The sequence below is a fragment of the Cyclobacterium jeungdonense genome, from assembly GCF_010994275.1.
Lineage (GTDB): Bacteria > Bacteroidota > Bacteroidia > Cytophagales > Cyclobacteriaceae > Cyclobacterium > Cyclobacterium jeungdonense.
The window spans coordinates 230,107-248,133 of the sequence record NZ_WMCD01000010.1 but is presented as its reverse complement, the minus strand read 5'-3'; the positions used below and the strand labels follow the sequence as shown (position 1 = coordinate 248,133).

21 protein-coding genes are annotated in these 18,027 nt (G+C 42.9%); 20 read left to right on the top strand and 1 reads right to left on the bottom strand.

Annotation, left to right across the window (positions count from 1 at the left end):
* The first annotated feature begins 5 nt into the window (after nt 1–5).
* The 9 genes from GKS34_RS18995 to ggt all read left to right on the top strand — a co-directional run bounded on the left by GKS34_RS18995 (nt 6) and on the right by ggt (nt 12,485).
* Entirely contained in the window at nt 6–881 is an 876-nt protein-coding gene (locus GKS34_RS18995; protein ID WP_163386563.1) for an ORF6N domain-containing protein, read from the top strand.
* Complete coding sequence (locus tag GKS34_RS18990; protein WP_163386562.1) at nt 878–2,182, top strand: restriction endonuclease subunit S; 1,305 nt, start codon at nt 878–880, stop codon at nt 2,180–2,182. Before GKS34_RS18995 ends, GKS34_RS18990 begins: the two co-directional genes overlap by 4 nt.
* Complete coding sequence (locus GKS34_RS18985) at nt 2,179–3,666, top strand: DUF262 domain-containing protein (RefSeq protein ID WP_163386561.1); 1,488 nt, start codon at nt 2,179–2,181, stop codon at nt 3,664–3,666. The genes GKS34_RS18990 and GKS34_RS18985 overlap by 4 nt, the downstream gene beginning before the upstream one ends.
* Complete coding sequence (locus GKS34_RS18980; protein WP_163386560.1) at nt 3,656–5,599, top strand: DUF262 domain-containing protein; 1,944 nt, start codon at nt 3,656–3,658, stop codon at nt 5,597–5,599. The genes GKS34_RS18985 and GKS34_RS18980 overlap by 11 nt, the downstream gene beginning before the upstream one ends.
* Complete coding sequence (locus tag GKS34_RS18975) at nt 5,589–8,630, top strand: type I restriction endonuclease subunit R (protein WP_163386559.1); 3,042 nt, start codon at nt 5,589–5,591, stop codon at nt 8,628–8,630. Before GKS34_RS18980 ends, GKS34_RS18975 begins: the two co-directional genes overlap by 11 nt.
* Nucleotides 8,631–8,714: 84 nt before the next feature.
* On the top strand, nt 8,715–9,206 hold the full coding sequence (locus tag GKS34_RS18970) for a hypothetical protein (protein WP_163386558.1): 492 nt from the start codon (nt 8,715–8,717) through the stop codon (nt 9,204–9,206).
* Nucleotides 9,203–10,042 (top strand): agmatine deiminase family protein, encoded by an 840-nt coding sequence (locus GKS34_RS18965; protein ID WP_163386557.1) that lies wholly within the window; start codon nt 9,203–9,205, stop codon nt 10,040–10,042. Before GKS34_RS18970 ends, GKS34_RS18965 begins: the two co-directional genes overlap by 4 nt.
* Before the next feature lie 209 nt (nt 10,043–10,251).
* Nucleotides 10,252–10,557, top strand: a complete 306-nt coding sequence (locus GKS34_RS18960) for a hypothetical protein (RefSeq protein ID WP_163386556.1) — start codon at nt 10,252–10,254, stop codon at nt 10,555–10,557.
* Between the two features lie 266 nt (nt 10,558–10,823).
* Nucleotides 10,824–12,485 (top strand): gamma-glutamyltransferase, encoded by a 1,662-nt coding sequence (ggt, locus tag GKS34_RS18955; RefSeq protein WP_205602102.1) that lies wholly within the window; start codon nt 10,824–10,826, stop codon nt 12,483–12,485.
* Between the two features lie 670 nt (nt 12,486–13,155).
* Here the strand turns inward: ggt and GKS34_RS18950 are convergent.
* Nucleotides 13,156–13,578 carry a helix-turn-helix transcriptional regulator gene (locus GKS34_RS18950; protein WP_163386555.1) on the bottom strand — a complete coding sequence of 141 codons (423 nt, stop codon included), beginning with the start codon at nt 13,576–13,578 and terminating at the stop codon, nt 13,156–13,158.
* 167 nt (nt 13,579–13,745) lie between these two features.
* Between GKS34_RS18950 and GKS34_RS18945 the strand changes: the two genes are divergently transcribed.
* From GKS34_RS18945 to GKS34_RS18895, 11 genes are all read left to right on the top strand, one after another.
* Nucleotides 13,746–13,970 carry a hypothetical protein gene (locus GKS34_RS18945; RefSeq protein ID WP_163386554.1) on the top strand — a complete coding sequence of 75 codons (225 nt, stop codon included), beginning with the start codon at nt 13,746–13,748 and terminating at the stop codon, nt 13,968–13,970.
* The gene (locus GKS34_RS18940; protein ID WP_163386553.1) at nt 13,970–14,239 is read left to right on the top strand and encodes a hypothetical protein; all 270 of its coding nucleotides are present in this window, start codon (nt 13,970–13,972) and stop codon (nt 14,237–14,239) included. Before GKS34_RS18945 ends, GKS34_RS18940 begins: the two co-directional genes overlap by 1 nt.
* 237 nt (nt 14,240–14,476) lie before the next feature.
* Entirely contained in the window at nt 14,477–14,695 is a 219-nt protein-coding gene (locus GKS34_RS18935) for a hypothetical protein (RefSeq protein ID WP_163386552.1), read from the top strand.
* Nucleotides 14,692–14,997, top strand: coding sequence for a hypothetical protein (locus GKS34_RS18930; RefSeq protein WP_163386551.1), 306 nt, complete (start codon nt 14,692–14,694; stop codon nt 14,995–14,997). Before GKS34_RS18935 ends, GKS34_RS18930 begins: the two co-directional genes overlap by 4 nt.
* Nucleotides 14,969–15,289: a hypothetical protein gene (locus tag GKS34_RS18925; protein ID WP_163386550.1), complete on the top strand. Its 321-nt coding sequence runs from the start codon at nt 14,969–14,971 to the stop codon at nt 15,287–15,289. Before GKS34_RS18930 ends, GKS34_RS18925 begins: the two co-directional genes overlap by 29 nt.
* Nucleotides 15,282–15,497, top strand: coding sequence for a hypothetical protein (locus GKS34_RS18920; RefSeq protein ID WP_163386549.1), 216 nt, complete (start codon nt 15,282–15,284; stop codon nt 15,495–15,497). The genes GKS34_RS18925 and GKS34_RS18920 overlap by 8 nt, the downstream gene beginning before the upstream one ends.
* Nucleotides 15,490–16,125, top strand: coding sequence for a hypothetical protein (locus tag GKS34_RS18915; RefSeq protein WP_163386548.1), 636 nt, complete (start codon nt 15,490–15,492; stop codon nt 16,123–16,125). Before GKS34_RS18920 ends, GKS34_RS18915 begins: the two co-directional genes overlap by 8 nt.
* A complete protein-coding gene (locus GKS34_RS18910) occupies nt 16,118–16,639 on the top strand; it encodes a metal-dependent phosphohydrolase (protein ID WP_163386547.1) in 522 nt (173 codons plus the stop codon). Before GKS34_RS18915 ends, GKS34_RS18910 begins: the two co-directional genes overlap by 8 nt.
* A complete protein-coding gene (locus GKS34_RS18905; protein WP_163386546.1) occupies nt 16,632–17,426 on the top strand; it encodes a hypothetical protein in 795 nt (264 codons plus the stop codon). Before GKS34_RS18910 ends, GKS34_RS18905 begins: the two co-directional genes overlap by 8 nt.
* On the top strand, nt 17,419–17,766 hold the full coding sequence (locus GKS34_RS18900) for a hypothetical protein (protein WP_163386545.1): 348 nt from the start codon (nt 17,419–17,421) through the stop codon (nt 17,764–17,766). Before GKS34_RS18905 ends, GKS34_RS18900 begins: the two co-directional genes overlap by 8 nt.
* An 81-nt stretch (nt 17,767–17,847) precedes the next feature.
* Complete coding sequence (locus GKS34_RS18895; RefSeq protein ID WP_163386544.1) at nt 17,848–18,027, top strand: hypothetical protein; 180 nt, start codon at nt 17,848–17,850, stop codon at nt 18,025–18,027.

Sequence of the window (18,027 nt, the reverse complement as noted above, 5' to 3'; positions counted from 1 at the left end):
CACGTATGGAAGTCATTAAGCCCAAAGACGTTGAACAGAAAATTTATACCATTCGTGATGTTCAGGTGATGCTGGATAGGGATTTGGCTGAATTGTATCAGGTTGAAACCCGTGTGTTGATTCAGGCCGTTAAAAGGAATAAAAACCGCTTTCCTGCAGATTTTATTTTTCAATTAAGTGAATCTGAGTTTCAAAAATGGAAATCACAAACTGTGATCTCCAATGCGGATAAAATGGGTTTGAGAAGACCTCCTTACGCCTTCACAGAACATGGCGTAGCCATGCTTTCGGCGGTTTTGAGAAGTGAGGTAGCCGTTCAGGTTAGCATCCAAATCATGCAGGCCTTTGTGAAAATGCGCAAGTTCTTTCTCAACAATGCTTCTGTATTCCAACGTCTCGATCAAGTGGAATTCAAACAACTCAAAACCGAAGAAAAAATAGAACAGATATTCAAGGCATTGGAAGCCGGACAGCCCAAACCCGATAAAGGTATTTTCTTTGACGGGCAGGTGTTTGATGCCTATGTTTTTGTGGCAGATTTGATTAAATCTGCTGAAAAAGAGATTATTTTGATTGATAATTATGTGGATGAATCGGTGCTGACCCTGTTGAGTAAACGAAAGAAAGGCATAGATGCAAGTATCTATACCAAAACCACGAGCAAAGCCTTGGACCTGGACCTAAAAAAACACAACAGCCAATACCCTCCCATTACCCTCCATACATTGCCCCAAAGCCATGACCGTTTTTTAATAGTTGACCAAAAACACCTCTACCATATCGGTGCTTCACTCAAAGATTTGGGTAAAAAGTGGTTTGCTTTTTCCAAGATGGATCATTTAACAAGTCTGGTACTGAACCAATTAAAAGCCAACGAATGAACCTGACAGCAACAAAAATAACCTTTCAAAAATATCCCGCTTATAAAGGTTCGGGGGAATATTGGATGGGAGAAATTCCAGAACATTGGGAGATAAAAAAACTTAAGCATATTTTTAAAGAGAAAAAGAAAGTAACAAATCCAAGCCTTGGATGTGGGTCAATTAGTTTTGGAAAAGTCGTTTTTAAAGATGATGAAAAAATTCCAGAGGCAACAAAAGCATCTTATCAAGAAGTTTTAGCCGGGGAGTACTTAGTGAACCCACTTAACCTAAATTATGACTTAATAAGCTTGAGAATTGGCCTATCAGATATTAATGTTGTAGTAAGTTCAGGCTACATAGTGCTAAAAAATTCAATTGAGCTTGATAAATCCTTTTTCAATTACTTATTGCACCGTTATGACGTTGCGTACATGAAACTTTTGGGGTCTGGGGTAAGACAAACTATTAGTTTCAATCACATTGCAAATAGTCTGCTGGCATTCCCTCCTATTCCAGAACAAACCGCTATTGCCAATTTCCTAGATGACAAAACCGCCAAGATAGACCAAGCCATTGCCCAAAAAGAAAAGCTAATTGCCTTGCTTAAAGAATGGAAGCAAATCATCATTCAAAATGCAGTTACCAAAGGTTTAGATCCCAATGTAAAACTAAAAGACTCTGGAGTGGAATGGATTGGGGAGATTCCAGAACATTGGGAGGTGACACAAATAAAAAGAATAACAAAAACAACAAGTGGTAGCACTCCTCAAAGTGGAAATGTTGGAAGATATTATAACGGATCAATTCCTTGGGTAAGAACCACTGATTTGAATAATGATGAATTGCTTGATGTACCGGTGAAAATCACAGAAGCGGCTATTAGAGATACGGCTTGTAGCTTGATGCCTGTAAATACGGTTTGCGTAGCAATGTATGGTGGACCTGGGACAATTGGTAAACATTCAATTTTAAGATTTTCAGGAACTATCAATCAGGCATTATGCGGTATCATGCCCTCAAAAAAGCTTAATCAAGAGTATTTGTATTACTATGTGAAATATTACAGACCACATTGGATGTTAGTTGCTAAGGGATCACGAGTTGACCCTAATATTAGCCAAGACGAAGTGAGAAAAATGTTTATCCCACTACTTTCTGTTCATGAACAAGTAAAAATAGCTGCATTTATTGAAACCCAATCTTCCAAAGTCAACCAAGCTATTACATTGCAACAAACCCAAATCGAAAAGTTGAAAGAATACAAAGCCACACTGATAGACAGTGCGGTGACTGGGAAGATAAAAGTGCCGGGGGTATGAGGGAGGACGGATCGACCATACTTTCGGGTAGTGCTACGTCTATAACCTCAGAACTCCAAGTGGTAAGTTGTACGCTTCAGCAGTTATTAGATACTGCACATACCTCCATTCCGGACACCAGCTTAATAGGCCAACTCACTATCCCTGAGTATCAGCGCCCTTATGTTTGGCGAGAAAAGCAACTCAACCGTCTGCTCAACGACTTAATTGAATATCAAGCTGATGATTCAGAAGACAAACCTCTCTATTATTTAGGCAGCATTATTCTTCATCAGGACGGAAATACACTGAAAGTAATTGACGGACAACAACGCATCACCACTGCCCTTCTTATTCAAAAACTTAATCATCCTACATACAAGAGTGGAGTGGTTTATAACAACTCAATCAGCATTCAGAATATCCGTCACAATCTGGCTTATCTCAAAAGTGTTTTTAATAAAGAGGTGTTTGATTTCAGAGATACCCAGGTGATAGAACAAACAGATTTAGCAAAAATAAATGTCACATTGGTTGTGACTGCCACAGAAGATCTTGCCTACACCTTTTTCGAAACACAAAATACTGGTGGTGTTCGACTTGAGGGGAGTGATATCCTCAAAGCTCATCATTTGAGGGCTATACCCTCTAGGAAAATGGTGAATTATCAAGCAAGAAAATGGGAGTCTATTGACAGTAACAATGTGGAATATATTGTCCAACAACTGACTAAGATCCGCTTTTGGGATAATCGACATTGGCGGAACTTCCCATTTTACAAGGACAAAAAAGGCATTAAGGATGTTTTAATAGAAGAGTATACCGTCAACACAAAAAATGATAATGAGGATATATCCTATTACTATAGTGCTGTGAAAAATGAACATGGGCGCTTGCTTCAAATGCATGAAAGCACATATAAACAACTCAAACAGCCACTTTCTAATGGTAATAACACCTTAGACTATATTTCCGATTACATCCAGTTATATGAGATATTGTTTGGGGAGGCTACTGATCACCGGATCTCAGATACTTTTTTTGATTTTAGAAACGAGGTAGTGCATGGTCATAGTGGTACACTTTTTTTAAAAGAACTTTACGAAATAGCCATTATAGCTTATGTAAGTCGTTTTGGGTTTTATAGGCTGTTCGAAGCAGCTTTATGGCTCTATCGTGTCATTTATTCTCTACGGGTATCCACAGGAAGAAATGTGAGAGAGGATAGTGTTTTCAAGTTTGTGTACGACCACCAATTGATCGACAATATTTTAGAGGTTTATACCGTAGATGAGCTATTTCATTTTCTAAAAAAATTTCATTACAACTTTAACACCGACAATGCCGACACAGATAAGGCCAAGGGTAGGCATTTACAGACTCTTTTAGGATACTTCAAAGGACTAAAGTTTATCGATTACTACCGGGTAAACCCAAAAGAATTTGACAAACACTTAATGCTAGAAATTGCAAATAGGTTAAATGGGAAGGAAAATGGATCATAAATTTAAAACCGATATAATTAACTTAAAATCGCTTGAGGATTTTCGTTTCACCATACCCACTTACCAACGACCGTATGTGTGGGGAGATGAACAGTTAAAAAAGCTATTGGATAATTTTTATCTGTCATTTAGAAACAACCCTAACTCCATTTACTATATAAGCTCCTTTTTAACAAAGGAAGATGGAGCTCTAGCCGAGCTTATAGACGGCCAACAACGATTTACCACTCTTTGGATAATTTCATTTGTGCTGAGCAGAATTTGTCCGGAATCTGATATTTCAAATTTCTTGAAAAAGGACAGTGAATTAAGGCTTAGTTTTGAGATTAGAAAAGAGGTAACCGAATTTCTTACCTCGCTGCTTGAAGAAGACAATTCTTACAGAAAAATCCAGAACAAAGAACTCATTATAGAGCAGCCTTACTTAAAAAACATTGCTCATGCCGTTGTTTTTATTAAGGGTTATGTTGAGCAGACTATTCCTAAAAATGAATTGCTGAGTTTCGGTAATTTTATCTATGAAAACGTTCATTTAATTAAAAATACTACCCCACCTAAAACCGATTTAAACAAGCTTTTTTCCACTATAAACAGTGCCGGCATTCAGTTAGAGCAAACGGACATCGTTAAAGCCAATCTTCTGAATTTAATAGATGAAAAAGTGATGTTTGGAAAAATATGGGAAACTTGTGAAAACATGTCTAATTTTTTTGAACGTAACGCAAGGGTCTCATTTCCTGAGTCAAATTGGAAAATAATTAATCTAAACAACCATCTAAGCTTTGACCCAACAGTTTTTAAATATGTCAGTAACAATTCGGAGGGCGTGTCTTTATCTGAATTGTTTAGAATAGATGACCTAGAAGTGGCAAATATAGGTCAGTATGAATTTCCAGATAAAATCTACGAAAACGAAAAGGATAGAAAATCGGAAGAGATTTATTGTAGATCCATAATAAATTTTGGGCAGTTCCTTTTACACACCTACAGACTACATCTACATCGTGAAAACATTAACGACTTTGAGGGTACTTTCCATGTATCAAGACTTATCGAGGTGTTTAAAGAGATGGAGGATCGAAACGATCCAGAAGAAATAAAGCGGTTTTTCCTTCTATTATGGGATGTTCGCTATCTATTTGATAAATATATTATCAAGTGGATTTCGGATGCAGATACAAAAGTTGAGCACTTGGAATTGATGAATTTCAATAGAAATGAAGAAAGCTATTATAGTCGGTCTCGTTATGAGAAATCAGATTCCTTGATGTTACAGAGCATCTTATACTTTACAGGAGATTATTTAAGGCAATATTGGATCACCACCTACTTAGGATATTTATTAGAGAACCATTCAGATCTAGCGGCTAATAATTCTATCCATCTTAAATGCCTCGAAAGATTTGATAATTTGTTCTCTGTTGTTAATTCACAAACAGACAAAGAATTATCCTGGAACCTACTGGATCCAAAATATACTAGTCCTGCCGATATTGATATTAAGGAATACCTAAACGAAAGTAGAGGCACGGTATTTAAGCATTATTGGTTTCAGAAGCTGGAATATATTCTTTGGAAGAATTGGGAATTTGAAGAAAATGACCAATACCGAAACTATAGAATAACATCCAAGAATTCCATTGAACATATTTATCCTCAAAATCCTGAAAACAGAAACCAACATCCGGAAATTGAATTTAAATCTCTTCATTCCTTTGGGAATTTAGTATTATTAAGTGTGTCTCAGAATTCTGAATACAGTAATAAATCAGTTAATGTGAAAAAATCTATGTTCCAAGAGAAAAGAGACACGTATGATGCACTTAAATCCTATTATATCTTCTCAAAAGATTCATGGAATGAAAAGGAAATTGAATCTCATAAGGATGAGATGATAAATAAACTTTTAGATCATTACAGCAATGACAAGTAAAACCAACGAAGCCGCCCTTGAATCCGCTATAGAAAAAGCCTTTACGGGCACCTTCCAAGAAGGATTGGACGACGGCGTGGTAGAGCCGCAGGAATTGTACCGTGGTGGCAATGGCTTTTATATCGGCAATTCCCATGATTTTAATGCCCAATACGCCATAGACGAAACCCGTTTTTGGCACTTTTTAGAAGCCACCCAAAAAGAAGAACTCGAAAAACTCCAACGGGCTGCCGACTGGAAGCTAAAAATCCTCCAGCGCTATGACCGTATGGTCAAAAAATATGGCATCCTTCGGGTCTTTCGCAAGGGGCTGGAGGTGGAGGATGCCCATTTTACCTTATTGTACCAGTTGCCCATGGCCAGCAGCAGCCAGACGGTAAAGGATAACTTTGCCAAAAATGAGTTCAGCGTGACCAGGCAGGTTCACTACAACTTGGAAAACAGCCATGAAGAAATCGATATGGTGGTGTTTGTCAATGGCCTGGCCATCGCCACCCTGGAGCTTAAAAACCAATGGACCGGACAAAATGCCAAAGTGCATGGCATCAAACAATACAAATACGACAGGGACATTCGCCAACCGCTATTGCAGTTTGGCCGTGCTGTGGTACACTTTGCGGTAGATACGGATGAAGTATACATGTGCACGAAACTGGATGGCAGCAAATCCTTCTTCCTGCCCTTCAATAAGGGCCATAATCATGGCAAAGGCAACCCGACCAATCCCTTTGGCCACAAGTCTAGCTACCTCTGGCAGGAAGTATTTACCAGGGAAAGCCTGGCCAATATCCTGCAACATTTCGTGCGCTTTGATGGCAAAGCAACAGATCCTTTAAGCAAGCGAACGCTGTTTTTTCCACGCTACCACCAACTGGATGTGGTGCGGAAACTGTTAAAGCATGCATCCCAAAAGGGGGTTGGGCATACCTATTTGATCCAGCACTCTGCCGGTTCGGGCAAATCCAATTCCATTACCTGGGCGGCCTATCAGTTGATAGAAACCTATCCCGAAAGAGAAGGTCTACCCGGTTCTAAAGGCATTCAGCATCCTTTGTTTGACTCCGTGATTGTGGTGACCGATCGAAGGCTATTGGATAAACAACTGCGTGATAACATCAAAGATTTTTCAGAGGTAAAAAATATTGTTGCCCCGGCCTATTCCTCCAAAGATTTGAAAGACAGTTTGGAGCAAGGCAAAAAGATCATCATCACTACCATACAGAAGTTCCCCTTTATCGTGGATGGCATAGCGGATTTGAGCGACAAACGATTTGCGGTGATCATAGACGAGGCCCACAGTTCCCAAAGCGGTACAGCAGCAGGAACGATGAATCAGGCAATGGGAATTGGTAGCAAAGAAGAGGAGGAAGAAGACCCACAGGACAAGATCCTAAAAGCCATGCAAGCCCGAAAAATGAAGGGCAATGCCTCTTATTTGGCATTTACGGCTACGCCAAAAAATGCCACCTTGGAGCGGTTTGGAATAAAACAGGAAGATGGTTCTTTTGCGCCTTTCCACTTGTATTCCATGAAACAAGCCATCGAAGAAGGTTTTATCTTGGACGTCTTGGCCAACTACACGACGTACAGAAGCTACTACGAAATAAAAAAATCGATTGAGGACAATCCCAAATTCGAAACCAAAAAGGCACAGAAAAAGCTGCGGGCCTATGTGGAGCGGGACAGGCGCACCATCGCCACCAAAGCTGAAATCATGATGGAACATTTTATCAGCAAAGTGTACAATACCAAGAAGCTGAAGGGAAAGGCCAAGGGCATGGTGGTGACCCAAAACATTGAGTCCGCCATTCGCTATTATTTGGCCATTAAACGGATCTTAATCGATAAAGGAAACCCGTTTAATATTGCCATTGCTTTTTCTGGTAAGAAAATCGTCGATGGCCTGGAATATACCGAGGGAGACTTAAACGGTTTTGCGGAAAAAGATACCCGTGACAAATTTGATTCGGACGAATACCGACTTTTGGTCGTGGCAAACAAGTACCTGACTGGATTTGACCAGCCCAAGCTTTGTACCATGTATGTGGATAAAAAACTACAAGGCGTCATGGCTGTTCAAGCATTAAGCCGGTTAAACCGCTCAGCGGATAAACTGGGTAAGAAAACAGAGGACCTGTTTATCTTGGATTTCTTTAACCAGGTAGAAGATATCAAAGCTTCCTTTGACCCATTCTATACTTCAACTTCTCTTAGCCGGGCCACAGACATCAATGTACTGTCCGAACTGAAAGGGTTATTAGGTGATGTAGGCGTTTATGAATGGACAGAGGTAGAATCCTTTGTTGAAAAGTACTTTGATGGGATCGATGCACAGCTACTAAGTCCAATTATAAATGTGGCAGCAGACCGATTTAACGATGAATTGGATTTGGAAGATGATGAAAAAATAGACTTTAAAATTAAGGCCAAGCAGTTTGTAAAAATCTACGGACAAATGGCTTCCATTCTGGATTATGAAAAGTTGGAATGGGAAAAACTATTTTGGTTTCTAAAATTCCTGGTTCCGATGTTAGTTGTGAAAACCAAAGAAGATGAATTGGTGGATGAATTACTGGAATCTGTTGATTTGTCTACCTACGGTTTGGAACGCACAAAGCTCAATCATGCGATTGGATTAGATGATTCGGCCTCGGAATTGGATCCCCAAAATCCTAACCCCAGGGGTCCGCACGGTGGAGACGAAGACAAGGATCTCCTGGATGAAATCATCAAAGCCTTTAACGAAAGGTGGTTCCAGGGCTGGGATGCCACCCCGGAAGACCAAAGGGTGAAATTCGTTACCTTAAGCAAGCACATTCAGGCGCATCCCGACTACCAATCCAAGGTAGCCGACAACACCGACACACAAAACAGGGATTTGGCCTTTAAGAAAATATTGGATGAGGTCATGGGCCAACAAAGGAAAAAGGAATTGGAACTGTATAAACTCTACGCCAAAGACGACTCCTTTTACCGGGCCTTTTTCGATACTATGAAAAGGATAATTGATAGTCCGGGCCTGGGAAGGTAGACGTCAAAGAAGTCGAAAGTTGATCAAAAGGAACCAAAAAGTTTTTATAATATTAAGCTGAAGTGCATTTAAAAAAAAGGAAAAATGACGACAGACCAACAAACGTTTCTTCGACTTTCAGTTATCGAGCACAAAAAGTACGATGAAATTGAACAAGCAATGGGGATAGACCGGTTACAACTGTCAAAGTGGTGGGACGAGTTAAAAGTGGATCGAGAACAATTATCCAAAATCCGACAAATCTGGGCAAGGAAAGGCTTTAAGATTGACTTTTGGGAGTTCCATAAATGGTACACGAACGCAGAAAGGAAATGCCACTATTGCAATATCACCGAGCAACAGATAAAAATCCTCATTGTCAATGGGCAGATACATACCAAACGACTGACCACAAGAGGAAAGACTCTAGAAATTGAGAGATGTGAGCCGAACAAATCCTATGACGAGACAGATAACCTAGTTTTCTGCTGTTACTGGTGCAACAACGCAAAGACAGACGAATTTACAGTAAAGGAATTTGAGGTCATTGGTAATTGCATGGCCGAAATTTGGAAAAACAGGTTAAACAGCAAATGATAGCAGATCAGGAAACCAATAGTCTTTACCTTTCCCCTTTACTTGAAATAAAGAACCCTAATTTTTTCCAGAAGTTCAGGAAGGCCCTTGATGATAACGGTATCGAACCTGAATACCTTCAAGAAACCAAAGACGTCTGGTGCGTGGACTATATGCCAGTGCAGATTAGCAATAACGACTTTGTCCAATTCAAATTCGACCCAACTTATCTAAAGCCAAAGAAATACCATAAGACAATTAGTGATCCTTCTTTAATTTGTAAACAAATCGGCCTTACTCCTAAAATAACCGATATCATTGCTGATGGTGGCAATGTAACAAAGGCAAAGAATAAGGTCATAATGACGACAAGGATAATTGAAGAAAACCCTAACTACTCTGTCAAACAACTGACAGGAAAAATCATTGATTTACTTGAATTAGATCAATTAATTTTAATTCCAGCACAACCAGGCGATTTTACAGGACATAGTGACGGAATGGTCCGTTTCCTTGACGAGAACACTATACTTGTCAATGATTATTCAAAGGAACCTGACCGGAAATTTGTCCATTCGCTTTATGCGGCATTGCACAATACGGGACTTGAATTAATTGAAATACCAACCTCAATCTATGATAATAAACATACACCAGATGCCACAGGAGACTATATCAATTACCTGCAAATGGACGGTTTCATATTCTTACCGACTTTCAACAGACGGGAGGACGAGCAGGTAGTACAACAATTTGAGGACATTTTTAAGGGAACTACCATCGTGCCTGTTGAGAGTAACGAACTGTCTAAAGAAGGCGGTATTCTCAATTGCATTTCCTGGAATATTAAAAAATGAAAAGAAAAATACGCTATACTAACTTGAAAAAGCTACGATGAAATCTGACAGCCGTGCAATCCTATATCTCTGGTACCCAAACCCCAAAAAACCTCCGTGCCCTTTGTGCCTTCTTTGAGTCCTTCGTGACAAAAACTCCTGTAACTATCCGCTCCTCCCTACGCAATCCAAGCGTCCCTTAGTCCCTCCGTGCCTTCTTTGAGCTCTTCGTGACAAAAACCCCTGTAACGATCGCTCCTCCCTATGCATCTCTTCATCCCCACATCATCAAATCATCAACCACCGTCATTGCGAGCGCAGCGAAGCAATCTGATCCGAAGCGAAACCGGAAGTCCTCAGTAGAATGCCCTCCAAAAACGAATGATGGATTCGCACACCGACAGACTGCCGCGGGTGCCGGGGCGATTACGACCATTCGACTGGACTCCGTTTGCACCCTCGCAGTGACGGCATCATCCCCACATCCTCAAATCATGCATCAGTTGTCCATTGACCCGCCCAGGTTACTGCAATAAGAAACACTTTCACGTTTATTTCTATGATGATTTGGCTTTTTTTTCATAGCTTAAACTCCGGCAAGGCCGCAGGAATCCTCATTACCCTTCCTGACTCGATTCGAGAAGAGAATGGGGCGCCTATCCCATGTTTCGGGATAACGGGCTTTCCAGAGCAGGAAGGAGCAGGGTCGCCAGATTAGCAATACCAGGTTGTATTTCCTTTTTCCGAAGCGGAAATGCCCCTTTTTTATACCTTTTACCCATACCACTAAATACCAGACAAAATGAAAGCATTCTTTTCACTACTTCTAATACTGACATCACTCCACCTTTCGCAAGCACAGGACAGGCTGTCGGGCAAGTCTTTTGCAACCCGCTCTGAAGTATTGGCCCGGAATGGAATGGCGGCTACCAATCATCCGCTGGCCACCCAAATTGCCATCGACATACTAAAGCGTGGAGGAAGTGCGGTGGATGCAGCCATTGCAGCCAATGCTTTTTTGGGATTCGCCGACCCTGGGAATAATGGTATCGGAGGAGATTTATTTGCCATTGTCTGGGATGAGAAAACCCAGGAATTGTATGGACTCAATGCCAGCGGAAAATCACCCGCCAATTTATCGATAGACAAATTCAAGGCCGAAGTGAATGCGGGTAAAAGCCGCACCACAGGTCCACTTTCTGTGACCACTCCGGGTGCTGTGGGCGGTTGGTTTGCCTTGCATGAAAAATTTGGACAGCTGGAATTCAGCGATTTGCTGGAGCCCACCATCAATTACGCCTGGGAAGGTATTCCGGTTTCTTCCGAAGTATCGGATAATTTTTCAACCGTCAATTTGGGGCCTGGCAATCCATCCTTTGAGGCAACCTACTTTACGAGTGAAGGCAGGCTTCCGCGTTTGGGGGAGCTATTTTCAAATCCTGAACTGGCAAATACCCTGGAAATCATCGCCAAGCAGGGAAGAGACGGATTTTACAAGGGAAAAGTCGCCCAAACGATAGCCGACCATGTGCAAGCGGAAGGAGGCTACCTCAGCACAGAAGATCTGGCAAACAACGAGCCCGAATGGGTTGATCCGGTATCGATCAACTACCGTGGCTACGATATTTGGGAAATGCCCCCCAATGGTCAGGGGATGGCGGCGCTTCAGATGCTGAATATCCTTAAAGGATTCGACCTGGCCAGCATGGGCTATGGCAGTGCCGCCCATATTCATACCTTTTTAGAAGCGAAAAAGTCGGCCTATGCGGACATGACCACCTACTACGGAGACCCCAATTTCGGCACGATTCCCCTGGAGCGTTTATTATCCGAGGAATATGCAGCAGAACGCAGAAAACTAATTGATCCCAAGCGGGCAGGAACGTTTGAAGAAGGACTGACCTCCGGCGACCACACCATCTACTTGACGGTAGCAGACGGGGAAGGCAATATGATTTCGTTGATCCAAAGCAATTCGGCGCTCTTTGGTTCCAGGGTGGTTCCGGCCGGATTGGGCTTTGTGCTTCAAAACCGTGGTGCCGGATTTATTTTGGAAGAAGGACATATCAATAACTATGCGCCCGGTAAGCGACCTTTTCATACCATCATTCCGGCATTTGTAACCAAGGATAACAAACCATTTATGAGTTTCGGTCTAATGGGCGGAGACATGCAAACGCAGGGACATGCGCAGATCATCATGAATATCATCGATTTTAATATGAATCTACAGGAAGCAGGCGATGCCCCCCGAATTTATCACCGGGACGAAAATCTCAGAAGTGGCGGCACTTACCTGGAGTCTGGGTTTGATTACGAAGTGATCCGTGACTTAATGAACAAAGGTCATACCCTTCGAATGGGAAAGGGTATTTTTGGCGGGTATCAGGCCATTATGCTTAAAAATGGGGTTTATTACGGGGCTTCTGAATCCAGGAAGGATGGACAGGCAGCGGGGTATTAGGGGTGTATTCATAAATTCTTTTCTAACGATAGAAATGTCACCCCTATGGGGTTTACAATATAGCTGGTTTTCAATTAGCTATAATCCTTGCATCCCTTCGGGATTATCGGAAATTACATCTGCATTAAAGCGAGAATAGGTCTTCTTTATTGACATGCTTAATAGTTGGGTGATAAGTTGCAAAATCGAATGAGATGTGAGTAGTAAACAGAAAATGAATCATCAATGCCAAGCCTTAACACCCGAAGGAGTGCCATAACCCAATCCCGAAGGGATGATAAGATTATAGAAAAAGAATAATTAACCCGTAAATTAAATCCCGAAGGGATGACATGATTAGGTGATCTAAAATGTAATAGTTCTGGTAAGATCGGGCTGTTGAAAATCCTTCTAACTTAACTAACCAATCTCGAAAAATCTTCGTGTCCTTAGCGCCTCCTCGGTTCCCTTCGTGACAAAAAACCCTGTAACTATCCGTTCTTCCCTACGCAATCCAAACACCTCTTCGTCCCTCAGTCTAACAGCCTCACATTGCCCGAAATTAACCAATAAAAAACCGGCCCAACTTAAGATTTCTCCTAAATTGGGCCGGTAAAACGTTGGCCGACCAGGGTTATAGTAATACCCTTTTTATCAATTAGTTACGGGGCTTCTTGGAAACTTTTGCTCGTTAAACTGAATCGTTTGCCAGGATTTCGTTCACTTTTTCCAAAAGGCGGATTTGTTTTTGAAGGTCTCCGAAGTCACCGGTAAGCGTGACGGAGATTTGCATCGACGATTTTTTGGGCTTGCCATAAAGCGGTCTTTCTTCCTCAGAAACATTTTCTTTTGATGGGTCGAAAGAAGGATTCAAAATTCTCATCAGGGGTACGTTCAGGCACTCGCTGATTTTTACGGCATCCTCAAAGCTGAGCTTCTTTTTACCCTGTTCAAGCGTAGCATATCCGGATGAATAATCCTTCCCGATACACTCTGCCATATACTCTTGGGTAAAATTCCGCTCCTCCCGGAGCCGCTTAAGGTTCAGGGATACATCCCTGTTAAACCGATCAGTTTCTTTCTTGACCATTTCCTTATTTAAATTCTTCGCCATTGTTTGTAGTGAAATTCCCTAGCATTTACTAGCAAATTTAACTAACTGGGAACCAATACAATAGGCGAAAATAGCTAATAAAAAGCTGAAAACACTTGCAATAAAAAGTGAAAATCGCTAATCTTGTTACGTAACAAAAGCGAATAAGTTACTTATCAAATTAAAAAATGATTGCAATCAAGAAATTATTTGAAGAAGCCGGGATTGAGGATGTAAGGCCTACTGATGAAGCTCTAAAGGCCATGGGGCTCAGTAGGCGGCGTTTTACCCAGCTGGTAGAGGGGACCAACAAGACCGATATCAGTGTATCGGAACTGATCTCCATCAAGGCCTGGGTAAAGCGAGTCACCGAGATCAATCCGGAAGAAGTAATGACTAGCGAAATTCACTAATGAACACACTACACAAACTCAAAAAATTCGCTAAAAGCCGGGAGAAGGCTTACCAGATAGCGAACAGCATGGAAGCCGGAAAAATGAAAGCCATCTCCCGGATCAACCGGGTGGCGGACTTCTTTGCCGGCAAAAGCGAAGCGGCACAGCTCAGGGCTGTAGCCCAGGTGGAGCAGGACATCCTCCTGATCCTTCCCGATCCCAGAAGCAGGTATGCAAAGCTCCGTCAGCGGATGCTCGATCTGATCCAGCAATCCAGAGGATTATGAAAGATTCATCCTATATCAGGCTACTGCTGAAAGACCAGCGCACCACCAAAAGGTACATCAAAAACCTAGGAAGAAGCCTTTACAGGTTCAAAGGAAATCCTATCAGAAACATGCTGGACCTGTACTTTCAGAAAAAGCACCTCAAAAATATTGAGGCAGAAATCAAGACCATCACCGATGTCGCATTTTTTCCCCATACCAGGCTGCGCATCGAGCACATTTTAAACGAAAATCATCATGGAGACAATTCACCGAAACAGGTACCTGGGAATCGAGACCGATCCTCAGGAGAACAGGAAATTTAAAGTACGTCTGGCAATTTGCCTGACCGCCATCGCTTTTGCCACCTGCGTGATGCTGGCACAGGAGACCCGAAGTATCTACAAGGGTAAGGTAAATACCACAATCAGGAAAGCCCAACGGGCCGGAAGAAAAGTCAAATCCCTTTTCCAATGAACATTCGCTACAAAACCAGCGACCTAAGCAATCCCACCATGATCGTGATGATGGAATGGGTAAAGCAGTGCAAGCAGTACATCGAGGAAGAAGACCAGGTCTTTGCCAGCTTCGACGAGCTGGCCCGTCAACTCGAATACTGGCGGCTGCAGCACCGGCCAAAAGACATGCGCTGCCGGGATGCCGTTCAGATCCAGTTATTCGGAGACCATGAGATATTGATTTCTGATCAGCTCAAAGCAGAATTTATCCAAATCACCAAATGTCCGACACATGTACAATCTAGAACAGATCACCAGTAAGATACTCAATACACCGCCCTACCAGCTTCCGCCCATAGTCCACCATGGCGGACTGTATCAGGTAGATATCTGCTACCGGGGACAGAAGTTGCACAAAGTATCGCCCCAGCTCGAACACTGCATGCAGGGTTATTTTGATTTCGTAGTTCGCGTCAACGACCGCAAGCGATACACCGCACAAGATTTTCAAGAAATGACCGCCCCAGTACCCCTGGGCAGCACCGTCCCGGTAGCCTACACTAACGAGCGACCCATTACCATCACAGAAGAAAGGGAGGTTACCAATGGGTAGGGAAGTAAATATCAAAATTACCGGAAAACAGGGAGCCGGCAAAACAAGGATTCTTGAAATCCTGCAAGCTGCACTTGAAAAAAACGGATACAACACCACCCAGCTTAAGCCCACCCCCTGCGCCGAAGACAGGATGATGGCATGGGATTCATTTCATACCATCCATATAGAAGGTACCAATAATGAAGAGGAGGTGACCAATGGCTGATGAAAGAATTACTTCAATGGACATCTGGGAATTACTCTATGTCGTCCTGGAATTAAATGGAGACGAAGATGATGATGTGGTGGAAGAAGCCCTCGCTGACAGATACAATATCAGCATCGATGATTTCCAGGAAATCGCTCAGAAACTATATGAGAGCATTGGTCTTGCCTATTCCGACCTATCAGAAAATATATATATCGGATTCGCTGATTCCAACCTGTGGATGGTCAAAAAGGAGTACACGAGCAATTTCATCAATGTACTCATAGATTGGATGGGGAGGCCTGCTTCCAAAGCGCCTAAATACGAACGCATCATCACGAAGGAAGGTAAGCCGGATTACCGGGTAGTCTTAGAAAAGCTACCAGAAGAGGAAAGCTACCTGGTATGGACCAAGAAATACGTGGGGAATTCTCTACTGTTATGGAGAGAGGGTAGGGCAGGGTATACGACCGATATCGACAAGGCACACCGGTTTACCTACGAGGAAGCGAAAAAAATTCAGGACGGATGCCATGGAGATCATCAATTAATACCCCTTTCGCACCTCAATGCAATTGCAACGAGACAAGTCCATTCCGACCACCTGGATAGAACCAAAGTAGGAAAGGAGGTGAAAGATGTCTGATCCCACCCTTTACGCAGGAGACACCATCCTGACTTACTCCGGGCATTACCTCAATGTATTCGACCCGGATCCGGATCATATCTGCATAGAAGACATCGCCCACGGGCTGAGTCATGTCCCCCGATTTGCAGGGCAGACCAGAAGGTTCCTTTCGGTGGCAGAGCATTCCTTTTATGTGTCCATGGCAGTGCCACATATTTTCGCGCTACAGGGACTGCTGCACGATGCATCGGAGGCTTACCTGATGGATATCCCCAAACCCATCAAAAAGCACCTCCCTGACTATATCGCATTAGAAGAAAAGCTGATGCTAGCCATAGCCCGAAAATTCGGATTCCCTTACCCAGTATGTCGGACGGTAAAGGCTGAGGATAAAAGACAGCTGGAATATGAGCATTCGAATCTCAGAGTAGATAATGACAGTGAATATGAACCATTGGATTCAAATTTTGCCAAGGAATTATTCCTATTGAGATACCGGACTATTATAAGAAAGGAGGCCTCCAATGGCTAAACTCAAACCAAACCAGTTTTACCTATACGGTCACCTGATCACCGAGCGGCCCATCCTATTTCAGACCGAAATGGTCCAGGCCAATTTGGAAGATCGGAAGACGCAGACCAGGCGAGGAAAAGGGCTTGAGTACCTCAACATAAATGACCCTTCATTGTGGCTATTTGACATTAAATTAATCAATCGGTTTTTTTTCAAGCATGTCAATTATCCGGATCAATCAGGATTAGACTTCTTTTGCCCATACGGAAAGCCCGGAGACCTACTTTGGGCAAGGGAGACCTGGGCCGTATTTCCAGAAGGAATTAGATATAAAACTGAGGCTCGTTGTGACCCTTATGGATGGGAAGTGACAATGACGGAAATGGGTATTAGATGGAATCCCTCCATCCACATGCCCAAGTCCGCCGCCCGACTCTGGCTGATGGTAGAAGATATCCGGGTGGAGCGGTTGCAGGATATAAGTGAGGCGGATGCAAAGGCGGAGGGGATTGAATTCAAATTCATTCAATTATTCCAGGAAGTACGGTATCGATGTTACTCATCGGCAAATAAGATACCATATCAGGGTTTCCCCCGTCACTGGGCTTCAAATTGGAGGGAGGCAATAAGTTCATTTTTATCTCTGTGGGAATCTATCAACGGGAAAAAATCACGTGACTCCAATCCCTGGGTTTGGGTAGTCCAGTACCGCATCCTCTCCAAGACCGGACGCCCATCGGACGATACCATTCTGGAAAACTACCTGCAGATCACCGGAAAGGAAAAGGAGGTATCACATGAATGACCTTATGCCTATTTCTATCGCTTTTATGATGGTATTATCCGCATTCACGGTGATCGTCCTCATTGCTTTTATCGTCCGGCGGATGATATCCATCCAGACCATTGAGGAACTTACCGTGGCCTTTCCGGAGACCATGCGCATGGATGACCGGAAGCAGCGCCTGCTGCAAGCCATTGCCGATAAGGAGGATCAGCTTCACAAGCAATATCCACCCGAAAAGATCCGCTCCCTCGACGGATACATCTTTAGCCAGGGCAATGAATATGAGCTAGACCTGAACCGCCTCAGGGATCTGGACCATGCAGACTTTGTACACATCCAGTACGTCATCCTAAAATAACGCACCATGGACTACAAGGCCTTCACCGCTCACTATACCGATACCTGCAGCCGCCGCTTCAGGGACTTCTACCTGCATGCCATGAACCGGCAGAAGGTGTACCACCGACTGATCGCCTACCTCCTGGAAGTAGCCGAAGCGCACCAACTGGAAATCTATAAGGTAGAGCTGATCGAGCGGGAGCAGTGGGATTACGTGCTGCACCTCAACGAAACCATAGCCATTCACTGCCCGGTAATCGCCTGGCAAAAAGAAGACTGA

Coding starts and splice junctions, on each gene's coding strand:
- GKS34_RS18995 (WP_163386563.1), top strand. CDS start 6: ATGGAAGTCATTAAGCCCAAAGACGTTGAACAGAAAATTTATACCATT.
- GKS34_RS18990 (WP_163386562.1), top strand. CDS start 878: ATGAACCTGACAGCAACAAAAATAACCTTTCAAAAATATCCCGCTTAT.
- GKS34_RS18985 (WP_163386561.1), top strand. CDS start 2,179: ATGAGGGAGGACGGATCGACCATACTTTCGGGTAGTGCTACGTCTATA.
- GKS34_RS18980 (WP_163386560.1), top strand. CDS start 3,656: ATGGATCATAAATTTAAAACCGATATAATTAACTTAAAATCGCTTGAG.
- GKS34_RS18975 (WP_163386559.1), top strand. CDS start 5,589: ATGACAAGTAAAACCAACGAAGCCGCCCTTGAATCCGCTATAGAAAAA.
- GKS34_RS18970 (WP_163386558.1), top strand. CDS start 8,715: ATGACGACAGACCAACAAACGTTTCTTCGACTTTCAGTTATCGAGCAC.
- GKS34_RS18965 (WP_163386557.1), top strand. CDS start 9,203: ATGATAGCAGATCAGGAAACCAATAGTCTTTACCTTTCCCCTTTACTT.
- ggt (WP_205602102.1), top strand. CDS start 10,824: ATGAAAGCATTCTTTTCACTACTTCTAATACTGACATCACTCCACCTT.
- GKS34_RS18950 (WP_163386555.1), bottom strand. CDS start 13,578: ATGGCGAAGAATTTAAATAAGGAAATGGTCAAGAAAGAAACTGATCGG.
- GKS34_RS18945 (WP_163386554.1), top strand. CDS start 13,746: ATGATTGCAATCAAGAAATTATTTGAAGAAGCCGGGATTGAGGATGTA.
- GKS34_RS18940 (WP_163386553.1), top strand. CDS start 13,970: ATGAACACACTACACAAACTCAAAAAATTCGCTAAAAGCCGGGAGAAG.
- GKS34_RS18935 (WP_163386552.1), top strand. CDS start 14,477: ATGGAGACAATTCACCGAAACAGGTACCTGGGAATCGAGACCGATCCT.
- GKS34_RS18930 (WP_163386551.1), top strand. CDS start 14,692: ATGAACATTCGCTACAAAACCAGCGACCTAAGCAATCCCACCATGATC.
- GKS34_RS18925 (WP_163386550.1), top strand. CDS start 14,969: ATGTACAATCTAGAACAGATCACCAGTAAGATACTCAATACACCGCCC.
- GKS34_RS18920 (WP_163386549.1), top strand. CDS start 15,282: ATGGGTAGGGAAGTAAATATCAAAATTACCGGAAAACAGGGAGCCGGC.
- GKS34_RS18915 (WP_163386548.1), top strand. CDS start 15,490: ATGGCTGATGAAAGAATTACTTCAATGGACATCTGGGAATTACTCTAT.
- GKS34_RS18910 (WP_163386547.1), top strand. CDS start 16,118: ATGTCTGATCCCACCCTTTACGCAGGAGACACCATCCTGACTTACTCC.
- GKS34_RS18905 (WP_163386546.1), top strand. CDS start 16,632: ATGGCTAAACTCAAACCAAACCAGTTTTACCTATACGGTCACCTGATC.
- GKS34_RS18900 (WP_163386545.1), top strand. CDS start 17,419: ATGAATGACCTTATGCCTATTTCTATCGCTTTTATGATGGTATTATCC.
- GKS34_RS18895 (WP_163386544.1), top strand. CDS start 17,848: ATGAACCGGCAGAAGGTGTACCACCGACTGATCGCCTACCTCCTGGAA.